This is a genomic window from Clostridium sp. LY3-2, assembly GCF_024705715.1.
Lineage (GTDB): Bacteria > Bacillota > Clostridia > Clostridiales > Clostridiaceae > Clostridium.
Window position 1 is genome coordinate 1 of the sequence record NZ_JAMDLQ010000034.1, and the last position, 24091, is coordinate 24091.

At 29.4% G+C, this 24091-nt stretch carries 25 protein-coding genes, 1 pseudogene and 1 other annotated feature; of the genes and pseudogenes, 3 read left to right on the top strand and 23 right to left on the bottom strand.

Going from position 1 to position 24091, the window contains the following annotated elements:
- Together M4I33_RS11215 and M4I33_RS11220 are read right to left on the bottom strand one after the other, a co-directional pair.
- The coding region (locus M4I33_RS11215) for a BRO family protein (protein ID WP_257916871.1) at positions 1 to 207 on the bottom strand (207 nt) is incomplete at its 3' end.
- 10 nt (positions 208 to 217) lie between these two features.
- Entirely contained in the window at positions 218 to 454 is a 237-nt protein-coding gene (locus M4I33_RS11220; protein WP_257916872.1) for a helix-turn-helix transcriptional regulator, read from the bottom strand.
- A 151-nt stretch (positions 455 to 605) separates the two neighbouring features.
- Here M4I33_RS11220 and M4I33_RS11225 point away from each other — a divergent pair, with 151 nt between their 5' ends.
- The 3 genes from M4I33_RS11225 to M4I33_RS11235 are packed head-to-tail and all read left to right on the top strand — an operon-like array spanning position 606 to position 3167.
- Entirely contained in the window at positions 606 to 1133 is a 528-nt protein-coding gene (locus M4I33_RS11225) for a helix-turn-helix domain-containing protein (RefSeq protein WP_257916873.1), read from the top strand.
- Positions 1134 to 1160: 27 nt separating this feature from the next.
- Positions 1161 to 1628, top strand: a complete 468-nt coding sequence (locus tag M4I33_RS11230) for an ImmA/IrrE family metallo-endopeptidase (RefSeq protein ID WP_257916874.1) — start codon at positions 1161 to 1163, stop codon at positions 1626 to 1628.
- Between the two features lie 39 nt (positions 1629 to 1667).
- Positions 1668 to 3167: a recombinase family protein gene (locus M4I33_RS11235; protein WP_257916875.1), complete on the top strand. Its 1500-nt coding sequence runs from the start codon at positions 1668 to 1670 to the stop codon at positions 3165 to 3167.
- A 30-nt stretch (positions 3168 to 3197) separates the two neighbouring features.
- On the opposite strand, the gene M4I33_RS11240 is transcribed toward M4I33_RS11235, so the two are convergent.
- The 21 genes and pseudogenes from M4I33_RS11240 to M4I33_RS11340 all read right to left on the bottom strand — a co-directional run bounded on the left by M4I33_RS11240 (position 3198) and on the right by M4I33_RS11340 (position 24048).
- Positions 3198 to 4148: a hypothetical protein gene (locus tag M4I33_RS11240; protein WP_257916876.1), complete on the bottom strand. Its 951-nt coding sequence runs from the start codon at positions 4146 to 4148 to the stop codon at positions 3198 to 3200.
- 69 nt (positions 4149 to 4217) lie between these two features.
- Positions 4218 to 4652, bottom strand: a pseudogene (locus M4I33_RS11245) (sigma-70 family RNA polymerase sigma factor); the annotation flags it as partial.
- Between the two features lie 85 nt (positions 4653 to 4737).
- On the bottom strand, positions 4738 to 5496 hold the full coding sequence (locus M4I33_RS11250; protein WP_257916877.1) for a hypothetical protein: 759 nt from the start codon (positions 5494 to 5496) through the stop codon (positions 4738 to 4740).
- 106 nt (positions 5497 to 5602) lie between these two features.
- The gene (locus M4I33_RS11255) at positions 5603 to 7027 is read right to left on the bottom strand and encodes a penicillin-binding transpeptidase domain-containing protein (RefSeq protein ID WP_257916939.1); all 1425 of its coding nucleotides are present in this window, start codon (positions 7025 to 7027) and stop codon (positions 5603 to 5605) included.
- A gap of 212 nt (positions 7028 to 7239) precedes the next feature.
- Complete coding sequence (gene udk, locus M4I33_RS11260) at positions 7240 to 7857, bottom strand: uridine kinase (RefSeq protein ID WP_257916878.1); 618 nt, start codon at positions 7855 to 7857, stop codon at positions 7240 to 7242.
- A 12-nt stretch (positions 7858 to 7869) separates the two neighbouring features.
- A complete protein-coding gene (locus M4I33_RS11265; RefSeq protein WP_257916879.1) occupies positions 7870 to 9114 on the bottom strand; it encodes a U32 family peptidase in 1245 nt (414 codons plus the stop codon).
- Between the two features lie 3 nt (positions 9115 to 9117).
- Entirely contained in the window at positions 9118 to 9762 is a 645-nt protein-coding gene (locus tag M4I33_RS11270) for an O-methyltransferase (protein WP_257916880.1), read from the bottom strand.
- 15 nt (positions 9763 to 9777) lie between these two features.
- Complete coding sequence (gene mltG / locus M4I33_RS11275; RefSeq protein WP_257916881.1) at positions 9778 to 10794, bottom strand: endolytic transglycosylase MltG; 1017 nt, start codon at positions 10792 to 10794, stop codon at positions 9778 to 9780.
- A gap of 93 nt (positions 10795 to 10887) precedes the next feature.
- Positions 10888 to 12714 carry a translational GTPase TypA gene (gene typA / locus M4I33_RS11280; protein WP_257916882.1) on the bottom strand — a complete coding sequence of 609 codons (1827 nt, stop codon included), beginning with the start codon at positions 12712 to 12714 and terminating at the stop codon, positions 10888 to 10890.
- Positions 12715 to 12893: 179 nt separating this feature from the next.
- Complete coding sequence (locus M4I33_RS11285; protein ID WP_257916883.1) at positions 12894 to 14561, bottom strand: ribonuclease J; 1668 nt, start codon at positions 14559 to 14561, stop codon at positions 12894 to 12896.
- Between the two features lie 76 nt (positions 14562 to 14637).
- Positions 14638 to 15093 (bottom strand): Fur family transcriptional regulator, encoded by a 456-nt coding sequence (locus M4I33_RS11290; RefSeq protein ID WP_257916884.1) that lies wholly within the window; start codon positions 15091 to 15093, stop codon positions 14638 to 14640.
- A gap of 40 nt (positions 15094 to 15133) precedes the next feature.
- Positions 15134 to 15397 carry a DUF1292 domain-containing protein gene (locus M4I33_RS11295; protein WP_257916885.1) on the bottom strand — a complete coding sequence of 88 codons (264 nt, stop codon included), beginning with the start codon at positions 15395 to 15397 and terminating at the stop codon, positions 15134 to 15136.
- Positions 15398 to 15481: 84 nt separating this feature from the next.
- Positions 15482 to 15898 carry a Holliday junction resolvase RuvX gene (ruvX, locus tag M4I33_RS11300; RefSeq protein WP_257916886.1) on the bottom strand — a complete coding sequence of 139 codons (417 nt, stop codon included), beginning with the start codon at positions 15896 to 15898 and terminating at the stop codon, positions 15482 to 15484.
- A gap of 43 nt (positions 15899 to 15941) precedes the next feature.
- Positions 15942 to 16199 (bottom strand): IreB family regulatory phosphoprotein, encoded by a 258-nt coding sequence (locus M4I33_RS11305; RefSeq protein WP_194190236.1) that lies wholly within the window; start codon positions 16197 to 16199, stop codon positions 15942 to 15944.
- A gap of 135 nt (positions 16200 to 16334) precedes the next feature.
- Positions 16335 to 18980: an alanine--tRNA ligase gene (gene alaS, locus M4I33_RS11310; RefSeq protein ID WP_257916887.1), complete on the bottom strand. Its 2646-nt coding sequence runs from the start codon at positions 18978 to 18980 to the stop codon at positions 16335 to 16337.
- A gap of 53 nt (positions 18981 to 19033) precedes the next feature.
- Positions 19034 to 19209 (bottom strand) — a binding site (T-box leader).
- Positions 19210 to 19273: 64 nt separating this feature from the next.
- The gene (locus M4I33_RS11315; RefSeq protein ID WP_257916888.1) at positions 19274 to 20314 is read right to left on the bottom strand and encodes an AI-2E family transporter; all 1041 of its coding nucleotides are present in this window, start codon (positions 20312 to 20314) and stop codon (positions 19274 to 19276) included.
- A complete protein-coding gene (locus M4I33_RS11320) occupies positions 20314 to 20790 on the bottom strand; it encodes a PRC-barrel domain-containing protein (protein WP_257916889.1) in 477 nt (158 codons plus the stop codon). Before M4I33_RS11320 ends, M4I33_RS11315 begins: the two co-directional genes overlap by 1 nt.
- A 98-nt stretch (positions 20791 to 20888) precedes the next feature.
- Positions 20889 to 21968 carry a tRNA 2-thiouridine(34) synthase MnmA gene (gene mnmA / locus M4I33_RS11325; RefSeq protein WP_257916890.1) on the bottom strand — a complete coding sequence of 360 codons (1080 nt, stop codon included), beginning with the start codon at positions 21966 to 21968 and terminating at the stop codon, positions 20889 to 20891.
- A 9-nt stretch (positions 21969 to 21977) separates the two neighbouring features.
- Positions 21978 to 22409, bottom strand: a complete 432-nt coding sequence (gene nifU, locus M4I33_RS11330; RefSeq protein ID WP_194190231.1) for a Fe-S cluster assembly scaffold protein NifU — start codon at positions 22407 to 22409, stop codon at positions 21978 to 21980.
- Between the two features lie 2 nt (positions 22410 to 22411).
- Positions 22412 to 23593 carry a cysteine desulfurase NifS gene (nifS, locus tag M4I33_RS11335; RefSeq protein WP_257916891.1) on the bottom strand — a complete coding sequence of 394 codons (1182 nt, stop codon included), beginning with the start codon at positions 23591 to 23593 and terminating at the stop codon, positions 22412 to 22414.
- Positions 23590 to 24048: an Rrf2 family transcriptional regulator gene (locus M4I33_RS11340; protein WP_194190229.1), complete on the bottom strand. Its 459-nt coding sequence runs from the start codon at positions 24046 to 24048 to the stop codon at positions 23590 to 23592. The genes nifS and M4I33_RS11340 overlap by 4 nt, the downstream gene beginning before the upstream one ends.
- Positions 24049 to 24091 lie beyond the last annotated feature (43 nt).

Below are 24091 nucleotides of genomic sequence, written 5' to 3' on the forward strand. Positions count from 1 at the left end.
AAGTACCCTAGCGTTATTATCGCTATGGTTGATTTTTATTTTTTCTTTTTCATCTTCATCAATATTAGCTATCATTTCATTTGGCTTTTTATGATCTATCCAATTCGCTACATCTTTAGCTAAAAATAAAGGATTTTCTTTTGTTCCATAAATTTTAAATTCTTTTCCTAAGAGTTGTCTGTTTTCAAAAATCATTACTTTATTCATTGTGTACCTCCTATCCAACCCCTCGTTGCGTATTTGGGATATTATTATTAAAAAAAATTTTCACTATGTCGTTAGGATTCTTTATATCTAAAATATCTATAATTCTAAACGCTTCCCCTAATGTAAATTGGGTACGCCCATTTAACTTTGCGTTTAGACTTTGCGTTGTTATATCTAGCTCATCAGCTAGTTTACTCTGAGAGAAATTTTTTTCTTTCATAATCCCTTTTAATTTAGCATAAATCATTCAATCACCTCCGTTGCGTATTTGGGATGATTAAATCATATCATCACTCATTTTATATGTCAACCCATTTACGCAACTTTATTTTGTGTTTTTTCAAAATTTCGTTGCATTTTTGAAAATATATTTTATAATTAACCTATGAGGTGATTTTATGAGTAACTTACTTAATGATTCAAAACTAAACAGTATAATGAATCGAATACAAAGCAGAAGATTAGAGTTAAAGCTTTCTTATCAAGATTTAGCTAGTAAAACTAATATGAGTAAATCTACATTACAAAGATATGAAACTGGATCAATCAAAAACATGCCTATTGACAAGTTAGGTGTAATCGCTAATGCACTTGATGTAAGTCCTCTATGGCTACTAGATTTTGATGAAAATCCTAACGTTAATAACAATTTATCTGAACAAGAACAAGAACATATAAATGATTTAAGAAAATTAAATAACGCTGGTAAAAACAAGGTTGTTGCATATACAAAGGATTTAGTAGAAATGCCTAAATATCAACAAGATACTAACGTTACTGAACTACCAAAAAGAGATACTAAACTTTGGGAAGAAAAAGATAAGGAACACCTTATACCTGTTGCTTGCCACAATGATGATTTAACTGATGAAGAAAAAGCTAATATGGACAACATCATTGATACTTTCTTAAAGGATAAAAAATAATTATATCAATGGGGGGTTGGAAATTTGATGACAGATTACGAACAGTTACTAGAAACTGCCCATATTCAAGGTATAAACGTTTATGAACTAGATTTAGGCGTTGATCTTCCATGTGGAAAATGTATTGATAATTGCATTGTTATTAATAAAAGAATATCTGATAAAGAAAAATACTGTGTACTTTCTGAAGAAATCGGACACTTTAAGTTCACAGTTGGTAATATTACTAACTTAAATAACATAAGAAATATTAAGCAAGAAAATACTGCTAGATCATTTAGCTACCAAACCTTAGTTGGTATCAATAAATTAATTGATGCATATAAGCTAAGAATAGGTAATCAAGATTTATCAGATTATCTTGGTGTTACAAATCAATTTCTTATTGAAGCTCTTTCTTATTATGAGCATAAGTATGGAAATTGGTATGCTATAGATAATTACATAATCAGATTTAACCCGCTTGGAATTGTGGAAAAATTTGATGATTTCTAATATTAAAATTAGAATTTAACTTAATAAGGAAGTGATCTGATGAATAAGGTATGTATGTATCTAAGGAAATCACGTGCCGATGAAGAACTTGAAAAAACTTTAGGGCAAGGTGAAACATTATCTAAACATAGAAAAGCTCTTTTAAAATATGCTAAAGAACATGAATTAAATATTGTTGAAATTAAAGAAGAAATTGTATCTGGTGAAAGTTTATTTTTTAGACCTAAGATGCTAGAACTTCTTAAAGAAGTAGAAGCTAAAACTTATTCTGGTGTTCTAGTAATGGATATGCAAAGATTAGGTCGTGGTGATATGAAGGACCAAGGAGTTATTTTAGAAACATTTAAAAATAGCAAAACTAAAATAATCACCCCAATGAAAACATATGATCTTAATAATGATTTTGATGAAGAATATAGTGAATTTGAAGCTTTTATGAGCCGTAAAGAATTAAAAATGATTAATAGACGTATGCAAGGAGGAAGAGTCCGTTCTGTAGAAGACGGTAATTATATAGCTACTAATCCCCCAATTGGATATGACATTGATTATATAAAGAAAAGTAGAACTCTAAAAATAAATGAAGAAGAATCAGAAATTATAAAACTGATTTTTAAACTTTATACTGAAGGTAGTGGTTCAAAGAATATTGCTGACTATCTTAATTCGTTAGGTTATAAAACTAAGATTGGAAATAATTTTAGTGCTAGCTCTGTTCTTACTATATTAAAAAATCCTATATATATAGGCAAGATAACTTGGAAGAAAAAAGATATTAGAAAATCTAAAACACCGGGTAAACTTAAAGATACAAAAATGCGTGATAAATCAGAATGGATAATTGTTGACGGTAAACATAAGCCGCTTATAGATAAAGAAATATGGAATAAGTCTCAAGAAATATTGAATAATAGATATCATGTTCCATATCAACTTACAAACGCTCCTATAAATCCTTTTGCTGGATTAATAACCTGCGCAGTTTGTGGTAAAAAGATGACTATGAGACCATCAAGAGGTATCCATAGAATTATGTGTACCTATAAATGTGGTAACATAAGCAACAGATTTGATGATGTTGAATTAGAAGTATTAAATCAAATAGAGAAAGTTATTGAAGGCTATAGATATGAATTAGAGTCTAATGAGCCTAAAGATGATGAAACTTCTATTTTTAAAGGCCAACTAGCAAATATAACTAAAGAAATAAAAACTTTAGAAAATCAGAAATTAAAACTATTTGATTTCTTAGAGCGTGGAATCTATACTGAAGAAGTTTTTCTAGATAGATCTACTAATATAGCTAATAGAATTAATTTGTTAACTAGCGAAAAGAATAGTATTGAAAATAAGTTAAACTCTAAATCTACCTCTAAAAATCTTCAAGATGCTATAATCGATTTTGAAGCAGTAGTTAAATCTTATCCTTTAATTACTGATGTTAAACTAAAAAATGAATTGCTTAAGTCAATACTAAACAAAATTGAATACAAAAAAACTAATTCTAATTCTTTTGAAATTAAAATATATATAAAATAAAAGCAGCTTATAAGCTGCTTTTATTTATTTTCATTTTTGTGTAATTATTTTAAAAAAATCTGTTTCTTTAAATTTTCTAATGAGTTTTGTTTCTCCAATTTTTTCTATCCAAATATATATTCTTTTGAATTTAATTGAATATTTATTTTCATGATTAATATTATTTTCCAATTTTTCTTCGCAGAATATAGTTTTTACTTCTGATTTCAAGTAAGAACATCTTATCCCACTTTTATAAAACACATATTTATCTTCAACTTCAATATAAAGGGATGTAACTACAATTAATTTATTATCTTTATCGAATAAATAAAATAACCTATAATCCTCTAAATCACTAATTACACTTTTTATTGATTTCCATAAACAATATGTCGCCATATATATTGTTATCCCTATAAAACTAACTATTAATAATTCGTCTTTACCACCATTGTATACAATGTACATTTGATATCCAAAACAAATAGTAAATATTGCAGAACCAATTCCAGTTAAAATAATTCCTATGTTACAGATCCTTTTTTCTTTTTCATATATTTTTTTATTTTGCACCCTTAATTCTTGATTTTTTAACTGATTAATAAACTCTTTTAAAATATAATTAAATATAGTACCTACATTTATAGTAGGTATTACCAGTATTGCTATAAACAAAAAAAATAATGCTACCAATATTATAAATATTATTAAGACTATTACTCCAGAAAAAATACTTATGCCAATATCGTTATGTATTCCATCATTAGATTTAACATCTCTAAAATATGTATAAAACAAATAAATAAACATCACAACATCTACTATTCCGATATTATTAATTAGCCATGCTGTAAAAATGCTTATATGATATTGCTCACCAGGCTTTTTTATAATCTTTTCTTTTATTTCTGTACTAAAATATTTTGTAACAAACTTCGAAGTTAACCAAATTACAGAAATAAAAGTCCCTATTAGTAATATAAAATTTCTATCATCCATTGTCTTCCCCCTAAATAATGATAAAGTAATTATATCATTATTTAAGAAGAAATATCACATACATAATTATAAGCGCAATTCATTACCTTCTTTATCAACTCCAATTGGGTCTTGTAGGTATACTTCACCTTTTTGCTTTTTATTATTTCTAAATAACATTAAGATTTCATTTTCTATGCATCTAGATGCATATGTTGCTAGTCTTGTACCTTTATCAACATTAAAGGAATCTATAGCTTTTATTAAACCTACTGTGCCTATAGATATTAATTCATCTACATCTTTGTTAGGAAACGAGTACTTTTTAACTATATGTGCAACTAGTCTTAAATTTCTTTCAATTAAAATACTTTTTGCTTTTTTATCCCCCTCTTTTAACTTTCTTAAATACATTTCTTCTTCTTTTTCATCTAGAGGGGTTGGGAATGTATTGTTACTTGATATATATCCTGTTAAAAATACAGTATTACACAATAATTCTATAAAGTTTGATAAAACTATCACTTTACTCCTCCTACAATTGCTAATATTATTTTATGATAGTAATGTTTAAAACTTTCTTAAAAGAGCAAAAATGATTTCAAAAGATTTATTTATTGCTTACTATTATCTCAGTAACTTCACTTTGTTTCACATATCTAATCCTTCCATTTTCATTAAATACGTAATATTCATCTATATCTAAAAACAAAGGACATACAATATTATAATTACCCTGCCTTAAAATTATTGTGTACATTCCTTCTTTATATAAGTCTTTTAATATGGTATATGTACTTATAAAAATTATAAATAGAAGCATATTAAAGACAGCTAATATAGCTGATATTCCAAGTGATATAAACACATTTTCTGTAATTTTAAAATCACTTATATAAGATGCTATACCGATTATCGTATATATAGTTGATACACTTCCTGAAAGCGCTGAAAAAATTATACCAACCTTTATTATTTTTTTATCACTTCTACTTAAATCATCAAACTTATTATATAAAAGCTTGTCAATGTATATCTTTTTTATCTTACTTATTTTATCTTGTGCTATTAATAATTCTAAAAGTGTAGCAATAACTATAATAGATAAAAATAGTATTTCTAATAAACTATAGTTTTTAAAATTATCTTTTTCTCTAAAAACACTGTTAATAATTACAAAAATCATTGTAATTGGTAAAATACATATCATTACTTTTAATATAGTATCAAATAAATTTTGTATACAAGGCACAACTCTTAACTTTGATCTTACCGATTCTAATATTAAATTGTTTGCCCACTTTATACTTAAACTTAAAATTGTTCCAAACCCTGTTAAAATTAAAACTCCATTTCTTATATTATCCATAAAATCCCCCCTTTTCTTTCTAATGATATTATGGTAACACCTTAAATTAAACCTATAATGTCTTAATAATAAATTAAACGTAAAAAATGATGCTAAAAATTTAGCATCATTTTTTGTTTATTTCTTTTACTATTTCTCTAAAGATTGGAGCTGCTGTATTTCCTCCTCCTACTTCTTCGCCTTTTTCACTTTTTAGGTTTGGAATAAATACTAACATAGTGTGAGTACTTCCATTAATATTAAATGTTCCTAAAAACCAAGAGTGAGTTGTATAATCGCTACTTGTACTTGACCCTGTTTTCCCACCTATCTCGATTCCCTCTATTTTAGCTTGAACACCAGTACCTTTTTTCACTACATCTTTCATACCATCTCTAACTATTTCACTTGTAGTTTTACTAAATATTTTCTCAGAAGTCGTTTTAAACTCTTTTACCGTCTTTTCGTTTGAATCAATTATTTCCGATACTAAATACGGCTTTACGTATACTCCATTATTAATTACAGCATTAACCGCACCAATTATTTGAAGTGGAGACACAGTCATACACTGCCCTATTGCAAAGTTGTTCATACCATCATCTTCTTTTGGCATAACACCTAAAGTTTCGTTTTTATTTTCAGTTTGTAAATTTAATACTCTATCGTATAATCCAAGTCTTTTGCAATAATCTACCATATTTTGATATCCTATCTCGTTACCTATTATTCCAAAAATATCGTTACATGATATTGTAAGTGCATCATTTACAGTAAGTCTACCGTGTGCATTCTTACAGACTGCACCAGTACAAACATATGTGTTTTGAGGGCTTAATATAGCTTTTTCTAAAGCCGTTGCATAAGTTACTAACTTAAATATAGAACCTGGTTCAAAGCCTTGACCTTCAATTCCTAAGTTTATATTTGCATAACTCTCATCTTTTTGAATCATAGACCTTATTTTCCCTGTATTTGATTCTAATAATATAACTCCTACATTTTTATATTTTGAAAATTCTTCTTTTGATAAAACATTTCTTATTTTGTCATCTAGTTCCTTATCAATTGTTAATTTTAAATTCCTGTTTTCTTTTTTTATATCTATCTCTTCGTGATTATATACAGCTGAATCATCTAAATAGAAATTTTTTTTAGGTGATTCGTTATTTTTAAGTTCGTTATATAATTTATCTTCAAAAGAATCTTTTACTGATTTATTTTGCCCTATATTTGATAACATTCCGCTTGTAGACCAAGCTTCCTTTTTGTCAACCTTATCATAAACATAAGTATATATACCTTTAATATTATTTAATCTTTTTATTTTATTGAAAGTGCTTTCAGATATTTTATAGTATAATTTACCTTTATTTTTCATGACATCTGTGTAGTTAAAATCTATGTTTTCACCTTTCATAATGAAGTTTAACGCCATTAAATCTTCTAAAGTCTCTTCGTAATTATTAAGACTAAAAGGCTTTGCATCTATAACTAGTACATATTCTTTATTATATTTAAATAAATCTTTCCCTTTAGAATCTAATACCATATAATTTATATCACTAATATTTTCTGTTTGATGATTTTTATACTGTGCCGTTACCTTTTCTACAGGTTTAACTTGCAAAAAATATAACCTTACAGATAACAAACTAAATATCAATATAAATACACTAAAAATTTGTTTTTCTCTACTTAATTTTATCTTCAAAAAAACACCTCCTATAGGCAATTATTGCCTATAAAGAGGTGCTTTATTCACTACTTTAATATATCTTTTATTTTTGAAACCATTATATCGATAGCAACTTTGTTTTGTCCGCCTTCTGGTACAATAATATCTGCATATCTTTTAGTTGGTTCTATAAATTGCATATGCATTGGTCTTACGACTGAAAGATATTGATCTATTACTGATTCAACTGTTCTTCCTCTTTCATTTATATCTCTAACCATTCTTCTTATAATTCTTACATCTGCATCTGTATCAACGTAAACTTTTATATCAAGAAGATCTCTTAATTTTTGATCTTCTAAAACCATAATACCTTCGACAATTATAATTTCTTTAGGTTCAACAGTGACAGTTTCTTTTGCTCTGTTGTGACTTGCAAAATCATAAATTGGTTTTTCAATGGCTTTGCCCTCTGCAAGAGTATTTAAGTGCTGAACTAATAGTTCAGTATCAAACGCTTTAGGGTGGTCATAGTTAGTTTTAACCCTATCTTCCATTGTTAAATGACTTTGATCTTTATAATAAGCATCCTGCTCAACCATTGCTATGCAATCCTCGTTAAAGCTATTAAATATCTCGTGAGCAATTGTGCTTTTTCCTGATCCTGTTCCCCCAGTAATTCCAATAAGTATAGGTTTTTTCATAAAAGTTCCTCCTTAATTATCTTCTAATGATAATGTTTCTTTTGCTTTTACTAGCATATCATTTTCTTTTAATTCTATATCAATTTTAACTGTGAAAATCATATGTGCTCTATTTGCTACATCTGTTTCTTTATTTTTATCAACATCATACATCTCTTCTAAAGTTATTGAGAAATTAGGAGTTTTAGCTCTTAAAACATCAACCTTATCCCCTTCAAACACTCTATTTTTCTGTACGATAGTAGCAATTTTACTGTCTTTATCATAAGACTTAACAATTCCTACTATATCATAATCTCTTACATATGATGAATGCTCATATGTTTGTTCTCCAGATTTTCCAAAATAGAAACCTGTGTGGAAAGGTCTATGACTAGTTTTTAATACTGTTGTCATCCACTCTTCTTTGAATTCATAGTTTTCTGGGTCTTCAAAATAACTATCTAGTGCTTCTCTATAAGCCTTAACAACTGAAGCTACGTAGAATTCACTTTTCATTCTTCCTTCTATTTTTAAAGAGTGTATACCAGCTTTAACAAGTTCTGGGATATGTTTTATCATACATAAGTCCTTTGAATTCATTATGTAAGTTCCTCGTTCATCCTCAAATACAGGGAAGAACTCATTAGGTCTAGTTTCTTCAACTAAATAATATTTATATCTACATACATTAGCACAGATTCCTTTGTTTGAATCTCTTCCTAATATATAATTTGAAATTAAACATCTTCCTGAATAAGCCATACACATAGAACCATGCACAAATGCTTCTATTTCGCATTCTTTAGGCAAGTTATCTCTAAATCCATGAATTTCATTAAAGCTCATCTCTCTAGCTAAAACTATTCTTTTTACACCTAAATCATACCAGAATTTTGCAGTCTTCCAGTTAACTGTATTTGCTTGAGTACTTAAATGTATATCTAAATTTGGTGCAGCTTCTTTAACAACTGCAATAAGACCTGGGTCTCCAACTAAAATTGCATCTACTCCTAAGTCTTCTAGCCCTTTTACATATTCAGCTGCTCCATCTAAATCATAATTTCTAGGGAAAACATTCATAGTTACATATAATTTTTTCCCTCTATCATGACAATACTTAAGACCATCTGCAATTTCTTCATTAGTGAAATTACCCGCAAATGCTCTTAAGTTAAGCTTACTCCCACCTATATAAACGGCGTCTGCTCCAAAATCTATTGCTATTTTTAATTTTTCTAAATTTCCAGCTGGCGCTAGAATTTCTGGTTTAAACATAAATTACCTCCTCTTAGTTATAGCTATACCATCACCCATAGGTATGACTGAGGTTATTAAACTTTCATCATTTGATACCATCTCTAGATATGTTCTCATCCTTTTTACAATAGTAATTTTTCTTCTTTTTACTAGCTCTTGTGATGCGACCATTCCTCTAAATAATACATTATCAGCAATTATAATTCCATCATTTTTTAATAATCTTAAACAATGTGGAAGGAAGTGATTATAATGACCTTTTCCAGCATCCATAAATATTAAATCATAAGGCTCTTCTAAACTTTCTAATATATCTAGACAGTCCCCTTCTTTTATGATAATATTATCATTCAATCCGAATTTTTCGATATTCACCTTTGCTAGGTCTATCATTTCTTTACTTCTTTCTATTGTAGTGATGTGAGGATTCGTTCCTGCTGCATCATACATTAGTATAGCAGAATACCCTATTGCTGTACCTAATTCTAGAATTCTTAATGGTTTTTTCATGCTAACCATAAATTCTAGGAATTTAGCACCTTCTTTTTGGATTATAGGAACTTTGTTCTCTATAGCAAATTCCTCAACTGCTTTAAGTTTACCAGTTGTTTCTCCAATTAATCCTCTAAGATATTCTTCCATGTAATCATAAGTTATACCACTCATTTTTACCTCCAATTATTAATCATCATATCCATATTTCTTTCTAAATTCATTGAATTCGTTACCGCTTTTTGTAAATTTATGCTCATTAGTACCAGGTACTAATATATAATATAGATAATCTGTACTTGCAGGTTTTAAAGCAGCTTCTAAAGATTTTTTACCAGGGTTTGAAATAGGCCCTATTGGTAATCCTTTATTTTTATAAGTATTATACTTTGAATCTACTTTTAAATCTTTATATGTTACTACATCTACATGCTTTCCTAATGCATATATTACAGTTGCATCAATTTGAAGCGGCATATTAGTTTTTAATCTATTATTAATTACTGATGCTATTATAGGACGTTCTTTATCAACCCTTGCTTCATTCTCAATTATTGAAGCTTTTGTTACTAATTCATCTATCTGTTCAGCATTTAATGTAACACCATATTGCTTTTCTAAAGCGTCAATTTCTGCTTTAAATCTTTTTAACATAGCTTGAATTACGTAATCTGGACTTGATCCTTTAGGGATTGCATAAGTATCTGGGAAAAGATACCCTTCTAATTGGTAACGTCTACCTGGCACTTCTTTAATAAATGAAGGTAATTTATAATTTTCAACAGCTTTAATAAATTCATCTTTAGTAAATAATCCAGCTTCTTGAAGCTTATTTCCAATTTCAGAAATATCGTATCCTTCTGGAATTGTTACCTTCAAATTATCCTCTGTTTGAAGTCTTGTAAGAAGTTCTTTTAAAGATGTATCACTATCTATTGTATATGTACCTGGTATAACTTTTGGTGAAATACCATTTATTTTTAAGTATAGTTTTGTCATAAATTCACTTCTTAAAATCCCTTCACCCTTAAGTCTGTCTAATAGTGTATAAAAAGCCTCGCCTTTATTTACATCTATAGTGACTGAAGTCTCTGAAGATTTTATTGGGTTATTAGTATTTTTACTGTAAGTATATACTACTCCACCTATTACAATTATAGCTGCAATACATAAAGCGCCAATAATTTTTTTCTTGGTTCTCTTCATAAAATACCCCCTATATACAAAAGTAAATAGCCTATAGCAGGCTATTTACTTAATTATAATACTTTTCTATTAGTTTATAAAGAAATTTTTATCTTATTTCTTGCTTCTGCTAATTGCTCTTTTTCTTTCAGTACTATCTAAAATTGTTTTTCTCATTCTTATATTGTTTGGAGTAACTTCTACTAATTCATCATTATTAATGAATTCTAAAGCTTGCTCTAATGACATTTTTATAGGTGGGACTAATTTTAAAGCTTCATCAGCACCTGATGATCTTGTATTAGTAAGTTTTTTACCTTTACATACGTTTATGTCTAAGTCATCAGCTCTTCCACAAACTCCAACGATCATACCTTGGTATACAGGTGTTCCTGCATCTATAAATAATGATCCTCTTTCTTGTGCATTGAATAATCCGTACGCTATAGCATCACCTTGTTCGAATGAAACTATTGATCCTCTACTTCTTCCTGGGATTTCTCCTTTGTGTGGAGCATATCCGTGGAATACGTGGTTCATTATTCCATTACCTTTTGTATCTGTCATAAATTCATTTCTGAATCCTATAAGTCCTCTAGCTGGAATAACGAATTCTAATCTTGTATATCCATTAACAGCTGAAGTCATATTAACCATTTCACCTTTTCTAGGCCCTAATTTTTCCATTACAGGTCCCATGAATTCTTCTGGAACATCTATTGTTAAATATTCCATAGGCTCCATAGTTTTTCCATTTTCTTCTTTGAAGATTACGTTAGCTTTTGAAACTTGTAATTCATATCCTTCTCTTCTCATTGTTTCTATAAGAACTGATAAATGAAGTTCTCCTCTACCTGATACTTCGTAGCAGTCTGGAGTAATTTCTCTAACTCTTAAACTTACGTTTGTTTCAAGTTCTTTCATTAATCTATCTCTTAAGTGTCTTGATGTTATGAAATCACCATCTTGACCAACGTATGGAGAATCATTAACCATGAAGTTCATGCTTAATGTTGGCTCATCGATATCAACAAATGGTAAAGCTTCTGGGCTTTGAGAATCTGCTATAGTTTCTCCGATGTTAGCATCTCCTACACCAGCTAGAGCAACTATATCACCTAAAGCGGCTTCTTCTATATCTTCTCTTTTTAATCCGTTATATCCGAATAATGCACTTACTTTGTAATTTTTAGTACTTCCATCTTTAGCTACTAGTGCAACTTGTTGGTTTTTCTTAACTCTTCCTCTGTGGATTTTACCGATTGCTATTCTTCCAACATACTCATTTGAATCAAGAGTTGTAACTAGCATTTGTAATGGCCCATCTATATCCCCTGTTGGACATTCAACTTTTTCTACTATTGTATCAAATAGTGGAGTCATGTTTGTATTTGTATCTTCTACTTTGTATCTTGCAAATCCATCTCTAGCTGAAGCGTAGATTATTGGGAAATCTAATTGATCATCATCTGCACCAAGTTCTAAGAATAGATCAAATACTTCATCTATAACTTGCTCTGGTCTAGCATCTGGTTTATCAATCTTGTTAATTACAACGATTGGCTTTAACTTAAGTTCTAAAGCTTTTTTAAGAACGAACTTAGTTTGTGGCATTGGTCCTTCGTAAGAATCAACTACTAATAAAACTGAATCAACCATTTTAAGTACACGTTCAACTTCTCCACCGAAGTCAGCATGTCCTGGTGTGTCAACTATATTAATTTTTACATCATTATAGTGAATTGCAGTATTTTTAGAAAGAATTGTTATTCCTCTTTCTTTTTCTAAATCATTTGAGTCCATTACTCTCTCTTGAACTTTTTCATTTGCTCTAAATGTTTGGCTATCTTTTAATAAAGCATCAACTAATGTTGTTTTACCGTGGTCAACGTGAGCTATGATGGCTATATTTCTAATATCTTCTCTTTTAATTAAATCCATTGTTATTCCTCCAAATTTTTGGCTTTATTCATTTACAAAGTTTATGTAAACCTATAAAACGTTCTTACATAAAGAAAATTGGATACAAAACGTACCCAATTTTCTCACACTATTTTATATTTTAATATTCTATTTTATAAAAGTCAACAAAATCATTTTGAAATTAGACAAAATTCTACTTAAATTTCCATTATTATAGGTAAAATCATTGGTTTTCTCTTAGTTTTTTCATATAGATAATTTCTAAGTTCATCCCTTATCTTACTTTTAATTGTTGCCCAATCTGTAACTTTATTTTCCTCGCAATAGTTTAAAACACCTTTTACAATTTCACGTGCTTCATCCATTAAGCCTTCTGACTCTCTTACATAAACGAAACCTCTTGAAATTATATCTGGTCCTGCAATAACTGATGCACTTTCTCTATCTAAAGTAACTACAACAGTTAATATACCATCTTGAGAAAGATGTTTTCTATCTCTTAATACGATATGTCCAACATCTCCTACACCTAAACCATCAACAAGAACTTGACCTGAATTTACAGAACCATTCTTTTTAATAGAATTTCTTGTAATTTCAATTACATCACCTGTTTCAGGTAATACGTAGTTTCTTTTGTTTAAACCAGTTTTAAGTGCTAGTTCAGCATGTAATTTTAAATGTCTATACTCACCGTGAACTGGGATGAAGAATCTAGGCTTTACAATTGTTTGTATAAGTTTTAATTCTTCTTGACACGCATGCCCTGATACGTGGACGTTTTGTCCTGATCCGTATATAACTTCAGCACCTTTTTTAAATAATTTGTTTACAACTGTTGAGACAAGTTTTTCGTTACCTGGAATTGGCGTAGCAGAAATAATTACAGTATCTCCTTCTACTATTTGTATCTTCTTATGTTCAGAAGCTGCCATTCTAGATAGTGCAGACATCGGTTCCCCTTGACTTCCTGTTGTAACAATAACCACTTGGTCGTTTTTTAACTTTAAAGCTTGGTCTAAAGTCACCATAGTTCCTTCTTGTGACTTTAGGTATCCAAGTTCGATAGCAACTTGAACTATGTTTTCCATACTTCTTCCTGAAACTGCTACCTTCTTTTTATACATTTCAGCTGATTTTACAATTTGCTGAATTCTGTGAATATTAGATGCAAAAGTTGCTACTAATATTCTACCCTTAGCTTTCCCAAATAGTCTATTTAAACTATCTCCAACTATACTCTCTGACATAGTATAGCCTGGCTTTTCAACGTTAGTTGAATCAGCCATCATAACTAAAACACCTTTCTTACCAAGTTCAGCAAGTCTTGCAAAATCAGTTCTTCCTCCATCTATAGGTGTATGATCAATTTTAAAATCTCCTGTGTGAAGTACTACACCTAATGGTGTGTGAATTGCAATAGCAACTGAATCAGCTATTGAGTGATTAGTTTTAATAAATTCTACAGTTACACTGTCTAATTTTACTTTATCTCTAGGTTTTACAACATTAAGAGTTGTATCAGCTAATAATCCGTGCTCTCTTAATTTTGTTTCTACAATACCTAAAGTTAATTTTGTTCCATATATAGGTATGTTTAATTGCTTTAATACATAAGGCAACGCACCTATATGATCTTCGTGTCCGTGAGTTAAGAAAATTCCTCTAATTCTTTCTTTATTCTTTAGAAGATAAGTTATATCTGGAATTACTATATCTATTCCATACATATCCGCATCTGGGAATTTAAGACCACAATCGATAATAACAATATCATCTTTATATTCGATAACTGTCATATTTTTACCGATTTCATCTATCCCACCTAAAGGAATAACTTTAACCTTTGGTTTCTCATTTTTCATATTTCCCCTCCTTATTTGTTTTATGTATAAACAAAGGATGTCATCTCGTCACTGCACTTTTAGAGAGGATTCTCCTTTAATTTTTATTTTTGCATTCGTTACAAATACCGTAGAATTTTACACTGTGGTCTTGAACTTCGAATAAATACTTTGTTTTAATTCTATCTTCAAGTTCATCTAGTAAATCTTCCTCAACTTCTATAACCTTTTTGCAATTATTACAAATTAAATGGTGGTGTCTATGTTCTTCATCATCATGTATGATTTCATATCTACTACAACCATCACTTAAATCTAATCTTGATAATAATTTTATTTCTTCAAGAATTAAAACAGTTCTATAAACTGTTGCTAAACCTATCTCAGGACAGTCTCTTTTTACTTCATCGTAAATTTCTTCTGCCGTCATATGTTTTCCTTCATTTTTAATTATAGTATCAACTATAGCTCTTCTTTGAGGAGTAAGTTTATATCCCTTCTTTTTAAGGTTTTCTTTTAATTCCTCCATATTTATTGAAACAATATTACTCATACGTATAACACCTCTTTTCAATAAAAATGATATTTAATTTTTACTCTTCACCTTGCATAAGTAGACTGTAAGCTTCTTCTACCATAGCGAATTCGCCTTCGTCTTCTATATTTATTAAATTATCATTTCCATCTTCGTCTTTTACAATTTTTAATACGATAGCTTCATCAGCTTCATCTTCAGCTGGAACTAAAACTACATATTCTGACTTTAAATCATCTATTTTAAAGAAACTAACAACTTTGAAAGTTTCCTCATTACCTTGTTCATCCATTAAATCTATAAATTCTATATCTTTTTCCATTTTAAATATCTCCTTTTTTCTATCTTAATTTTTTTAATTATACTTGTCAATAATTATTTTCACTTGATATTCATTTGATTATTGTTATTTTCTTGATATTCTATCTAAATAACCTTGTAAAATATATGTTGCAGCAACTTTATCTACTATCTTTTTTCTCTTTCCTCTTGAAAGGTCCGCTTCAAGCATAGCTTTGTGTGCAGCAACCGTAGTTAATCTCTCATCCCAAAAAACTATTTCTAAATCTATTTTTTCTCTAAGTAATTCAGAAAATTCCTGGATTTTTTCACCAGCAAACCCTATTGATCCATCCATATTTTTAGGTAATCCAACTACTATTGTTTCTACAGAATATTCATCGCAAATCTTTTTAACTTCAAGTATATCATTTTCTTTTTTGTTTCTTCTAATTGTTGTAATTCCTTGTGCTGTAAATCCTAATGGATCTGAAATTGCAACTCCGATAGTCTTTTGACCTACATCTAATCCGAGTATTCTCATTTATTGCTCCTTTAAAGTAAAAGTGCCCTCAATAGGGCACTTTTTATTTTATCTCTAAATAAGATTTTAAAACTTCTTCAAGAATTTCGTCTCTTTCAAGTTTTCTTACTAAAGCTCTTGCTCCATTGTAATTTGTAATGTAAGTAGGGTCTCCAGATATAATATAACCAACTAATTGGTTTATCGGATTATAACCCTTCTCTTGTAATGAATTATAAACCTCTGACAAAATAGCTTTTGTTAATGCTTCCTTATTTTTTGATAAATCAAATTGCATTGTATTTTCTACTTTATTACTCATTCTACTAGCCGCCGAGGCAGCGCACCCCCTTACTAATTTAAGTTATAATTTCAACTATTATTTAGTATAAACATTTTTTCTAAATTTATACTTTACTATATTTATAATTATACATCAGTTTAATCTAAAAGTACACTATTTAGCTAAACTTTGAACTATTTCATAAACTTTTTCTGTAGCTTTTGAAATTTTTTCTGGGTTTTTCCCTCCAGCTTGGGCCATGTCAGGTCTTCCACCTCCACCGCCACCAACTATTGTTGCAACTTCTTTAATTATTTTTCCACAGTGAATTCCATTACCTAAAACATCTTTTGTTGCCATAGAAACAAGGTTAACTTTTCCACCTACGTTACTTAATAATACAACTACTCCACTGCCTATTTTGTTTCTTATTTTATCACATAGATCTCTAAGTGCATTTCCATCTACATCTTCAAGTGCATAGCTTATAACTTTTATTCCTGAAACTTCTTTAGCTGATGCTAAAATATCATCTTCAGCCCCACTTGTAAGTTTTGCTTTTAATTCACTTATTTCTTTTTCTTTTTCTTTTAATTCTTGAGTTTGAGCAGAAATTCTATTTAAGATATCTTTTTCTGAACACTTAAAGCTTCCGCATGCTTTTTTAAGTATTTCATTTTTTGATTCCATAAACTTAATAGCTTCAAAACCAGTAACAGCTTCGATTCTTCTAATTCCTGCCGCAACTCCAGCTTCACTAACTATTTTAAATAATCCTATTTGCCCTGAATTTTTAACGTGTGTACCACCACAAAGTTCTTTTGAGTATTCCCCAACTTCAACCACTCTTACTTTATCGCCATATTTATCATCAAATAAAGCCATAGCACCTTTTTCTTTTGCTTCTTCTAAAGTCATTAAGTTTGTAGAAACTGAATTTACTTCCATGATTTTTTCATTAACTAAGCTTTCAGTATCTTTTAATTCTTTTTCAGTCATTCCTTGGAAATGAGTAAAATCGAATCTTAATCTTTCATCATCAACATAAGAACCTGCTTGGTTAACGTGTTCACCTACTACTAATTTTAAAGCTTCGTGTAACATATGAGTAGCTGTGTGATTTTTTTCAATATTTTCTCTTCTAACTACATCTACTTTTAAATTAACTTCTGAATTTAATTTAACTTTTCCGTTAGTTACTTTTACGTAGTGTATAGTTTTTCCACCAACATTTTTCTTAGTATCATAAACAAAAGCTTCGAAATCTTTTCCTTTTATTATTCCTTTATCACCAACTTGGCCTCCCATTTCAGCGTAGAAAGGAGTTTTTTCTGTTAAAATATATCCTTTTTTTCCTTCTTCTAAAGTATCTAACATTTCATTTTCATCTGCTAAGAATAATATTTTTGATACAAATTCAGTATTATCATATCCAACGAACTCAGAGTTTATTTCTCCTGAAACAGCATTGATTGGTGATTCTTCACTTCCCATGTAAGAGAATTCTCCTCTTGCGTTTCTAGCTCTTTCTCTTTGTTCTTTCATTTCTTTATCAAATGACTCTCTATCTATAGTCATATTTTTCTCTTCTAGTATCTCTTCTGTTAATTCATAAGGGAAGCCATAAGTATCATATAGTTTGAAAGCTTTTTCTCCACTTAAAACAGTTTCTTTATTTTTATCAAGTTCTTCAATATATCCTAATAATATACCCATACCTGAATCTATAGTTTCATTAAATCTCTCTTCTTCTAATGTTACTATCTTTTCTATATAGTCTTTTTTAGAAATTAATTCTTCGTATTCACTTCCGTAATTTTCAACGACTGAATCTACTATATCTTTTAAGAATAGCCCTTTTATACCTAAAACTCTTCCATGTCTTGCAGCTCTTCTAAGCAATCTTCTTAAAACATACCCTCTACCTTCATTGCTAGGTTGAACTCCATCTGAAATCATCATAGTAACTGATTTAACGTGGTCAGTTATTATTCTAAGTGAAACATCTTTAACTTTATCATCACCATATTTAACTCCAGATAAATCTGAAACTTTGTTTAATATGTTTTTAACAGTGTCAATTTCAAAGATATTTTCAACTCCTTGCATTAATGTTGCAAGTCTTTCAAGTCCCATTCCAGTATCTATATTTGGATTTTCAAGTCTTTCGTAATTACCTTTTCCGTCTCCATCAAATTGAGTAAATACTAGGTTCCAGAATTCTATAATTCTATCTGCATCACTTTCTTTTACAAACTCCTCTGAAGTTTTTACAGGTTCTACATTTACACCTCTATCAAAGTGAATTTCAGTACAAGGACCACAAGGACCTGATCCATGTTCCCAGAAGTTATCTTCTTTACCTAATCTAAATATTCTACTTGGGTCTATATCAGTTTTACTAGTCCAAATATCATAGGCTTCATCATCATCTAAGTAAATAGTTACATATAACTTATCCTTTGGCATTTCTAAAACTTCTGTTATAAACTCCCAAGCCCAAGGAATTACTTCTTCTTTAAAGTAATCTCCAAAAGAAAAGTTCCCTAGCATTTCAAAAAATGTACCGTGTCTTGAAGTTTTACCTACGTTTTCAATATCTCCAGTTCTAATACACTTTTGACAAGTTGTGATTCTTTTTTTAGGTGGTTCTTGCACTCCTGTAAAATAAGGCTTTAAAGGTGCCATCCCTGCATTAATTAATAATAAACTTTTATCATTCTTTGGTACTAAAGGAAAGCTTTTTAGTCTTAAGTGATCTTTTCCTTCAAAGAACTTTAAGTATAATTCTCTTAAATCATTAGTTTTTGTATATTTCATTTTGTAGTCCTCCATATATTTTTGTATAAAAAAAGCCTTCATCCCTTTAAAAATGAAGGGACGAAAGCTAAACTTCCGCGTTACCACCCTAATTATGCAAAATTATTGCATCGCTCTAAATGGTTATAGCTCCTAGGTAGCTTCAAATTATTTTAAATAAAAGTTCACACCAACCACTTTTTCTCTGAAAAATAAATATAATTTTACTCATCCTAATCAACACTTAATATTTAATTACAACAAAATTATATTTTATAAAAATAGATATGTCAATAAGTTATTTATTTAATGTATTAGAACAAGTAATAATTTAAATCATCATATAAAACTTTTATTATTACTCCTACAGGTACAACTAATATCATCCCAGATATTCCAGATATTTTTTCTCCAATTAAAAGTAAAATTATAATAATTAAAGGATGAATATTTGTACTTTCTGCCGTAATTTTCGGCGCAAGTAAATTCCCTTCTATTTGCTGAATTATAACTATCCCAATTAAGCACCACACTCCTTTAACTGGTGATATTAGCATTGATATAATAACAGCTGGCACTCCCCCAAAAAACGCTCCAAAATACGGAACTATGTTAAATAAACCATTAATTATAGCAAGCCAAATTGAAAACTTTATATCAAGTATTTCAAAAAGAATAAGACACATAATACCCGTTGCTAAAGATAAAACTATTTGACTTACTATATACCTTTCAAGTAGCAGATTAACATCTTTAAAAATCACTCTTGTTATCTTTCTTTTTTCCATAGGGATTATAAGTGATAATTTGTTTGATATATTATCACCATCTGAGAGCACATAGTAAGAGACTACAGGTATTATTGCAAATGATAGAATGTTTTCTAGCATACTAATTAAACTTTGAATTGTATTATTTGAAAAGTTCATTAAAAAGTTCCAAACCTTTTCTTCTATTTGAATGTAAATAGTTCGAAAGACAGGAGATGATTGAACTTTCATTTTATCTCCAAGTTTATTAAAATCACTAATCAAGTCGTTAATTAGAGGTGATGCATTTCCTAGTTCTTTTATTAAACTTGGAACAGCTACAAAAATTATAAGTAAAAACAAAGATGTTATACCTATAATTACAATCAAAGTTGCAGCTCTTTTACTTATATTACGTTTCCCTATAATTAAATCCCTTAAAGGCCTTAAAATATAAGCTAAAATAAAAGAACAAATAAGTAAGTTTACTACTTCTTTGAAAAATTCTATTTTTAAATAAAGCATTATAAAAGAAATCACTATTAAAATAATCACTAATTTTAAAATATTTTTTTTATTTTTAAAAAACTCTTTAACTTTATTCATTATTCTAACCTCTTTGGTAAAGCTCTAAGTGATATATTTGAATCGTTTTTATGAATTAAACAGTTTTCTCCAAGCACACATTCTTTCGGAACTAGGATATCTTTCCCGTGAATTAATCTATCTAAAATACCAGTACTAACTACTATCCCTTTTAGTTCAAAATTTTCTTTAGAAATTATTATATCTTCTATTACACCTATAATATTTCCGTGAAGATTTATAATATCAAGCCCTAAAATATCGCTTAATAGTAAACCATTATATGTATCTTTTTCTTTAACTAAAATATCATCTTCGATAGATATTATATTTTGAACCTTTATAGAGTTTTTTTTGTTAAAAAAAATTTTTTTTGATAGTTTCAACGCTAAAACTGAGCTATTATAAAAATCTATATATAAATCTTCTACTACTCCAAGCTTCTTACCTTTATAATCAAAAACTTTTTTCATATAAAAATTTTTAACTCTAAACATCACTTCACCATCTTTCAGAATTATTTTTTCCAATAATTTCTGAAATATTCAAAAAAAATAAAGGTATCTTACTTATATAAGATACCTTTAACAAAAAATTAGGCTAAGCTTTCAATAACGCCTCCACCTACTACTATATTTCCATCATAAAAAACTACTGATTGACCTTTTGTTATTGCTCTTTGTTTATCTTCAAAAGAAACCTTAACTTTACCATCTTTTAAAGGATAAATTTTAGCTTTAGCAGGTTTAGCTGCATATCTTACTTTAGCTTGAACTTCCATTTCACCCTCTAATTTTTCAAAAGGAATAAAATTGATATCTTTAGCTATTAGGTCAGTTTTAAATATTTTATCTTCTGAGCCTATAACAACTTCATTAGTTCTAGGATTAATATCAATTACAAAGACAGGTTTACCTAGTGCTAATCCTAATCCTTTTCTTTGACCTATAGTATAGTAAACAATACCTTTATGTCTACCTACTATATTTCCTTTTTCATCAACGAAGTTACCAGGTTTTACTTCTTTTGGTCTAGCTTCTTTTATATATCTTCCATGGTCGTTATCATGTATAAAACATATTTCTTCACTATCTTTTTTGTTGTGAACTGCTAAACCTATTTCTTTTGCAATTTCTCTAATTTTATCTTTAGTGTAATCTCCACAAGGCATTAAAGTATGCGCTAATTGGTCTTGAGTGAAATTGTATAAAGCATAAGTTTGGTCTTTTTTATCATCATCTGCTCTAATTAAAAGATGTCTTCCATCTCTTTCTTCTATCTTAGCATAATGACCTGTTGCTACGTATTCTGCCCCTATTCCCCTAGCTTTCATAAGCAACTCATCAAATTTCAAATACTTATTACAAGCTATACAAGGATTTGGAGTTTTTCCATCTATATATTCTTGAACAAAGTAATCTATTACTTTCTCTTTAAATGATTTTCTAAAGTTAAATACATAAAAAGGAATATCTAGCTTTTGTGCAACTCTTCTTGCGTCTTCTACAGCAGAAAGTGAACAACATCCACCTTCTCTTTCTGAGAAATCATTGTCTTCTTGCCAAACTTGCATTGTAATACCAATTACATCGTACCCTTGTTCTTTTAAAAGGTAAGCAGCGACGGAACTATCCACTCCGCCGCTCATACCTACAACTACTTTTTTCTTTTCCATAGTTCTCTCCTATTCACCATGTACTTTGTCGTGTAAGTCTTCTCCGCTTTCATCCATATCCCAAGGTTCTAACCCTTGTTTTGATCTAAAGTCATTTATAGCTTTATGTATAGCTTCTTCTGCTAATACTGAACAGTGCATTTTAACTGGTGGTAATCCATTTAAAGCCTCTGCAACTGCTTGATTTGATAATTTCCAAGCTTCTTCTATAGTAGCTCCTTTAATTAATTCAGTTGCCATAGATGATGATGCTATAGCTGACCCACAACCAAATGTTTCAAATTTAACATCAGCTATTTTGTTGTCTTCTATTTTTAAGTAAACTCTCATTATATCTCCGCATTTTGCGTTTCCAACTTCGCCTACTCCATCTGCATTTTCGATAACTCCTACGTTTCTAGGATTTCTAAAGTGGTCCATAACTTTTTCTGTATATATCATAATTATTTATCTCCTTTTCTTTTAAAATCTGTCCAAAGTGGTGACATATTTCTAAGTCTTTCTATTATTGGTGGTACTGTTTCTAAAACGTAATCCACCTCTTCTTCTGTATTCTCATCGCCTAATGATAATCTTAAAGATCCATGAGCTTTTTCGTGAGGTAATCCTATTGATAGTAATACGTGTGATGGATCTAAAGATCCTGAAGTACAAGCACTACCACTTGATGCACATATTCCTTCAAAGTCTAATGATAAAAGAATTGATTCTCCTTCAATAAACTCAAAGCTTACATTTACGTTACCTGGTAATCTTTTTTCTCCTCTAGGTCCATTTAATCTAGTATAAGGAATTTTTAATAGTCCATCTATTAATTTATCTCTTAAAGATATTAATTTAATATTATGTTCTTCTAAATTTTCTGTTGCAATTTCTAAAGCTTTTGCCATACCAACTATACTTGCTGTATTTTCAGTACCAGCTCTTCTATTTCTTTCTTGAGCTCCACCGTGAATAAGGTTGTGAATTCTTATACCTTTTCTTACATATAAAGCTCCAACACCTTTAGGTCCGTAGAACTTATGTCCTGCCATTGATAATAAATCAATATTCATTTCTTCAACATCAACCGGAATATGTCCTACTGCTTGAACTGCATCTGTGTGGAATAAAACTTTCTTTTCTCTACAAATAGCACCTATTTCTTTTACAGGTTGAATAGTACCTATTTCGTTATTTGCAAACATAATTGATACTAATATTGTTTTGTCTGTTATTGCATTTTTTAAATCTTCTAATTTAACAAAACCTTCACTATCAACATCAAGGTAAGTAACCTCAAAACCATTCTTCTCTAAGTATGCACAAGTATGTAAAACTGCGTGATGCTCTACTTTTGTAGTAATTATATGATTTCCTTTGTTTTTGTAAGCTGATGCTATTCCTTTGATTGCCCAGTTATCTGCCTCTGAACCGCCACCTGTAAAGTAAATTTCATTTTCCTTACAGTTAATTGCTTTAGAGACTCTAGATCTAGCTTTCATCACTCCTTCTTGTACTTCTCTTGAAATACTATAAAATGATGATGGATTTCCAAATTTGCCTGTAAAATAAGGCATCATTTCTTCTAAAACTTCTGGTTTCACGTAAGTTGTTGCTGCGTGATCCATGTATACGTGCTTCATATATATTCACCTCTGTTAATTAAATTAATTCCTTCATTTTTTTCTTTCATTTCTTTATAATCATCAACTATATCTTGTAGTGTAATAGAATCCATTACGCTATCTATACTTGCTTTTATTTTTTTCCATAAGATTCTTGTAGCACAACAATCAACGTTTGTGCATTCTGCACCTTCGATGCAATCTGCAATTTCTATAGGTCCTTCTAAAACATACATAATATCAGATACCCTTATATCTTTTGGTTCTTTATTTAAAACATAACCACCTTGAGCGCCTCTAATACTTCTTATTAGTTTTGCTTTTCTTAAAGGACTAAATAGTTGTTCTAAATAGTACTCTGAAATGTTTTGTCTTTTCGAGATAGTTTTAATAGATACTGGTGACTCTCCATAGTTAATTGCTAAATCAACCATAGCCTTTACTCCATATCTACCTTTTGTTGATAATTTCATTTTCTCACCCCTAAAGTAGAGTAACTTACTACGATTTATGATT

Excerpts from the sequence above, each read along its gene's own strand:
- M4I33_RS11220 (WP_257916872.1), bottom strand. The coding sequence starts at position 454 with ATGATTTATGCTAAATTAAAAGGGATTATGAAAGAAAAAAATTTCTCT.
- M4I33_RS11225 (WP_257916873.1), top strand. The coding sequence starts at position 606 with ATGAGTAACTTACTTAATGATTCAAAACTAAACAGTATAATGAATCGA.
- M4I33_RS11230 (WP_257916874.1), top strand. The coding sequence starts at position 1,161 with ATGACAGATTACGAACAGTTACTAGAAACTGCCCATATTCAAGGTATA.
- M4I33_RS11235 (WP_257916875.1), top strand. The coding sequence starts at position 1,668 with ATGAATAAGGTATGTATGTATCTAAGGAAATCACGTGCCGATGAAGAA.
- M4I33_RS11240 (WP_257916876.1), bottom strand. The coding sequence starts at position 4,148 with ATGGATGATAGAAATTTTATATTACTAATAGGGACTTTTATTTCTGTA.
- M4I33_RS11250 (WP_257916877.1), bottom strand. The coding sequence starts at position 5,496 with ATGGATAATATAAGAAATGGAGTTTTAATTTTAACAGGGTTTGGAACA.
- M4I33_RS11255 (WP_257916939.1), bottom strand. The coding sequence starts at position 7,027 with ATGGTATTAGATTCTAAAGGGAAAGATTTATTTAAATATAATAAAGAA.
- udk (WP_257916878.1), bottom strand. The coding sequence starts at position 7,857 with ATGAAAAAACCTATACTTATTGGAATTACTGGGGGAACAGGATCAGGA.
- M4I33_RS11265 (WP_257916879.1), bottom strand. The coding sequence starts at position 9,114 with ATGTTTAAACCAGAAATTCTAGCGCCAGCTGGAAATTTAGAAAAATTA.
- M4I33_RS11270 (WP_257916880.1), bottom strand. The coding sequence starts at position 9,762 with ATGAGTGGTATAACTTATGATTACATGGAAGAATATCTTAGAGGATTA.
- mltG (WP_257916881.1), bottom strand. The coding sequence starts at position 10,794 with ATGAAGAGAACCAAGAAAAAAATTATTGGCGCTTTATGTATTGCAGCT.
- typA (WP_257916882.1), bottom strand. The coding sequence starts at position 12,714 with ATGGATTTAATTAAAAGAGAAGATATTAGAAATATAGCCATCATAGCT.
- M4I33_RS11285 (WP_257916883.1), bottom strand. The coding sequence starts at position 14,561 with ATGAAAAATGAGAAACCAAAGGTTAAAGTTATTCCTTTAGGTGGGATA.
- M4I33_RS11290 (WP_257916884.1), bottom strand. The coding sequence starts at position 15,093 with ATGAGTAATATTGTTTCAATAAATATGGAGGAATTAAAAGAAAACCTT.
- M4I33_RS11295 (WP_257916885.1), bottom strand. The coding sequence starts at position 15,397 with ATGGAAAAAGATATAGAATTTATAGATTTAATGGATGAACAAGGTAAT.
- ruvX (WP_257916886.1), bottom strand. The coding sequence starts at position 15,898 with ATGAGAATACTCGGATTAGATGTAGGTCAAAAGACTATCGGAGTTGCA.
- M4I33_RS11305 (WP_194190236.1), bottom strand. The coding sequence starts at position 16,199 with ATGAGTAATAAAGTAGAAAATACAATGCAATTTGATTTATCAAAAAAT.
- alaS (WP_257916887.1), bottom strand. The coding sequence starts at position 18,980 with ATGAAATATACAAAAACTAATGATTTAAGAGAATTATACTTAAAGTTC.
- M4I33_RS11315 (WP_257916888.1), bottom strand. The coding sequence starts at position 20,314 with ATGAATAAAGTTAAAGAGTTTTTTAAAAATAAAAAAAATATTTTAAAA.
- M4I33_RS11320 (WP_257916889.1), bottom strand. The coding sequence starts at position 20,790 with ATGTTTAGAGTTAAAAATTTTTATATGAAAAAAGTTTTTGATTATAAA.
- mnmA (WP_257916890.1), bottom strand. The coding sequence starts at position 21,968 with ATGGAAAAGAAAAAAGTAGTTGTAGGTATGAGCGGCGGAGTGGATAGT.
- nifU (WP_194190231.1), bottom strand. The coding sequence starts at position 22,409 with ATGATATATACAGAAAAAGTTATGGACCACTTTAGAAATCCTAGAAAC.
- nifS (WP_257916891.1), bottom strand. The coding sequence starts at position 23,593 with ATGAAGCACGTATACATGGATCACGCAGCAACAACTTACGTGAAACCA.
- M4I33_RS11340 (WP_194190229.1), bottom strand. The coding sequence starts at position 24,048 with ATGAAATTATCAACAAAAGGTAGATATGGAGTAAAGGCTATGGTTGAT.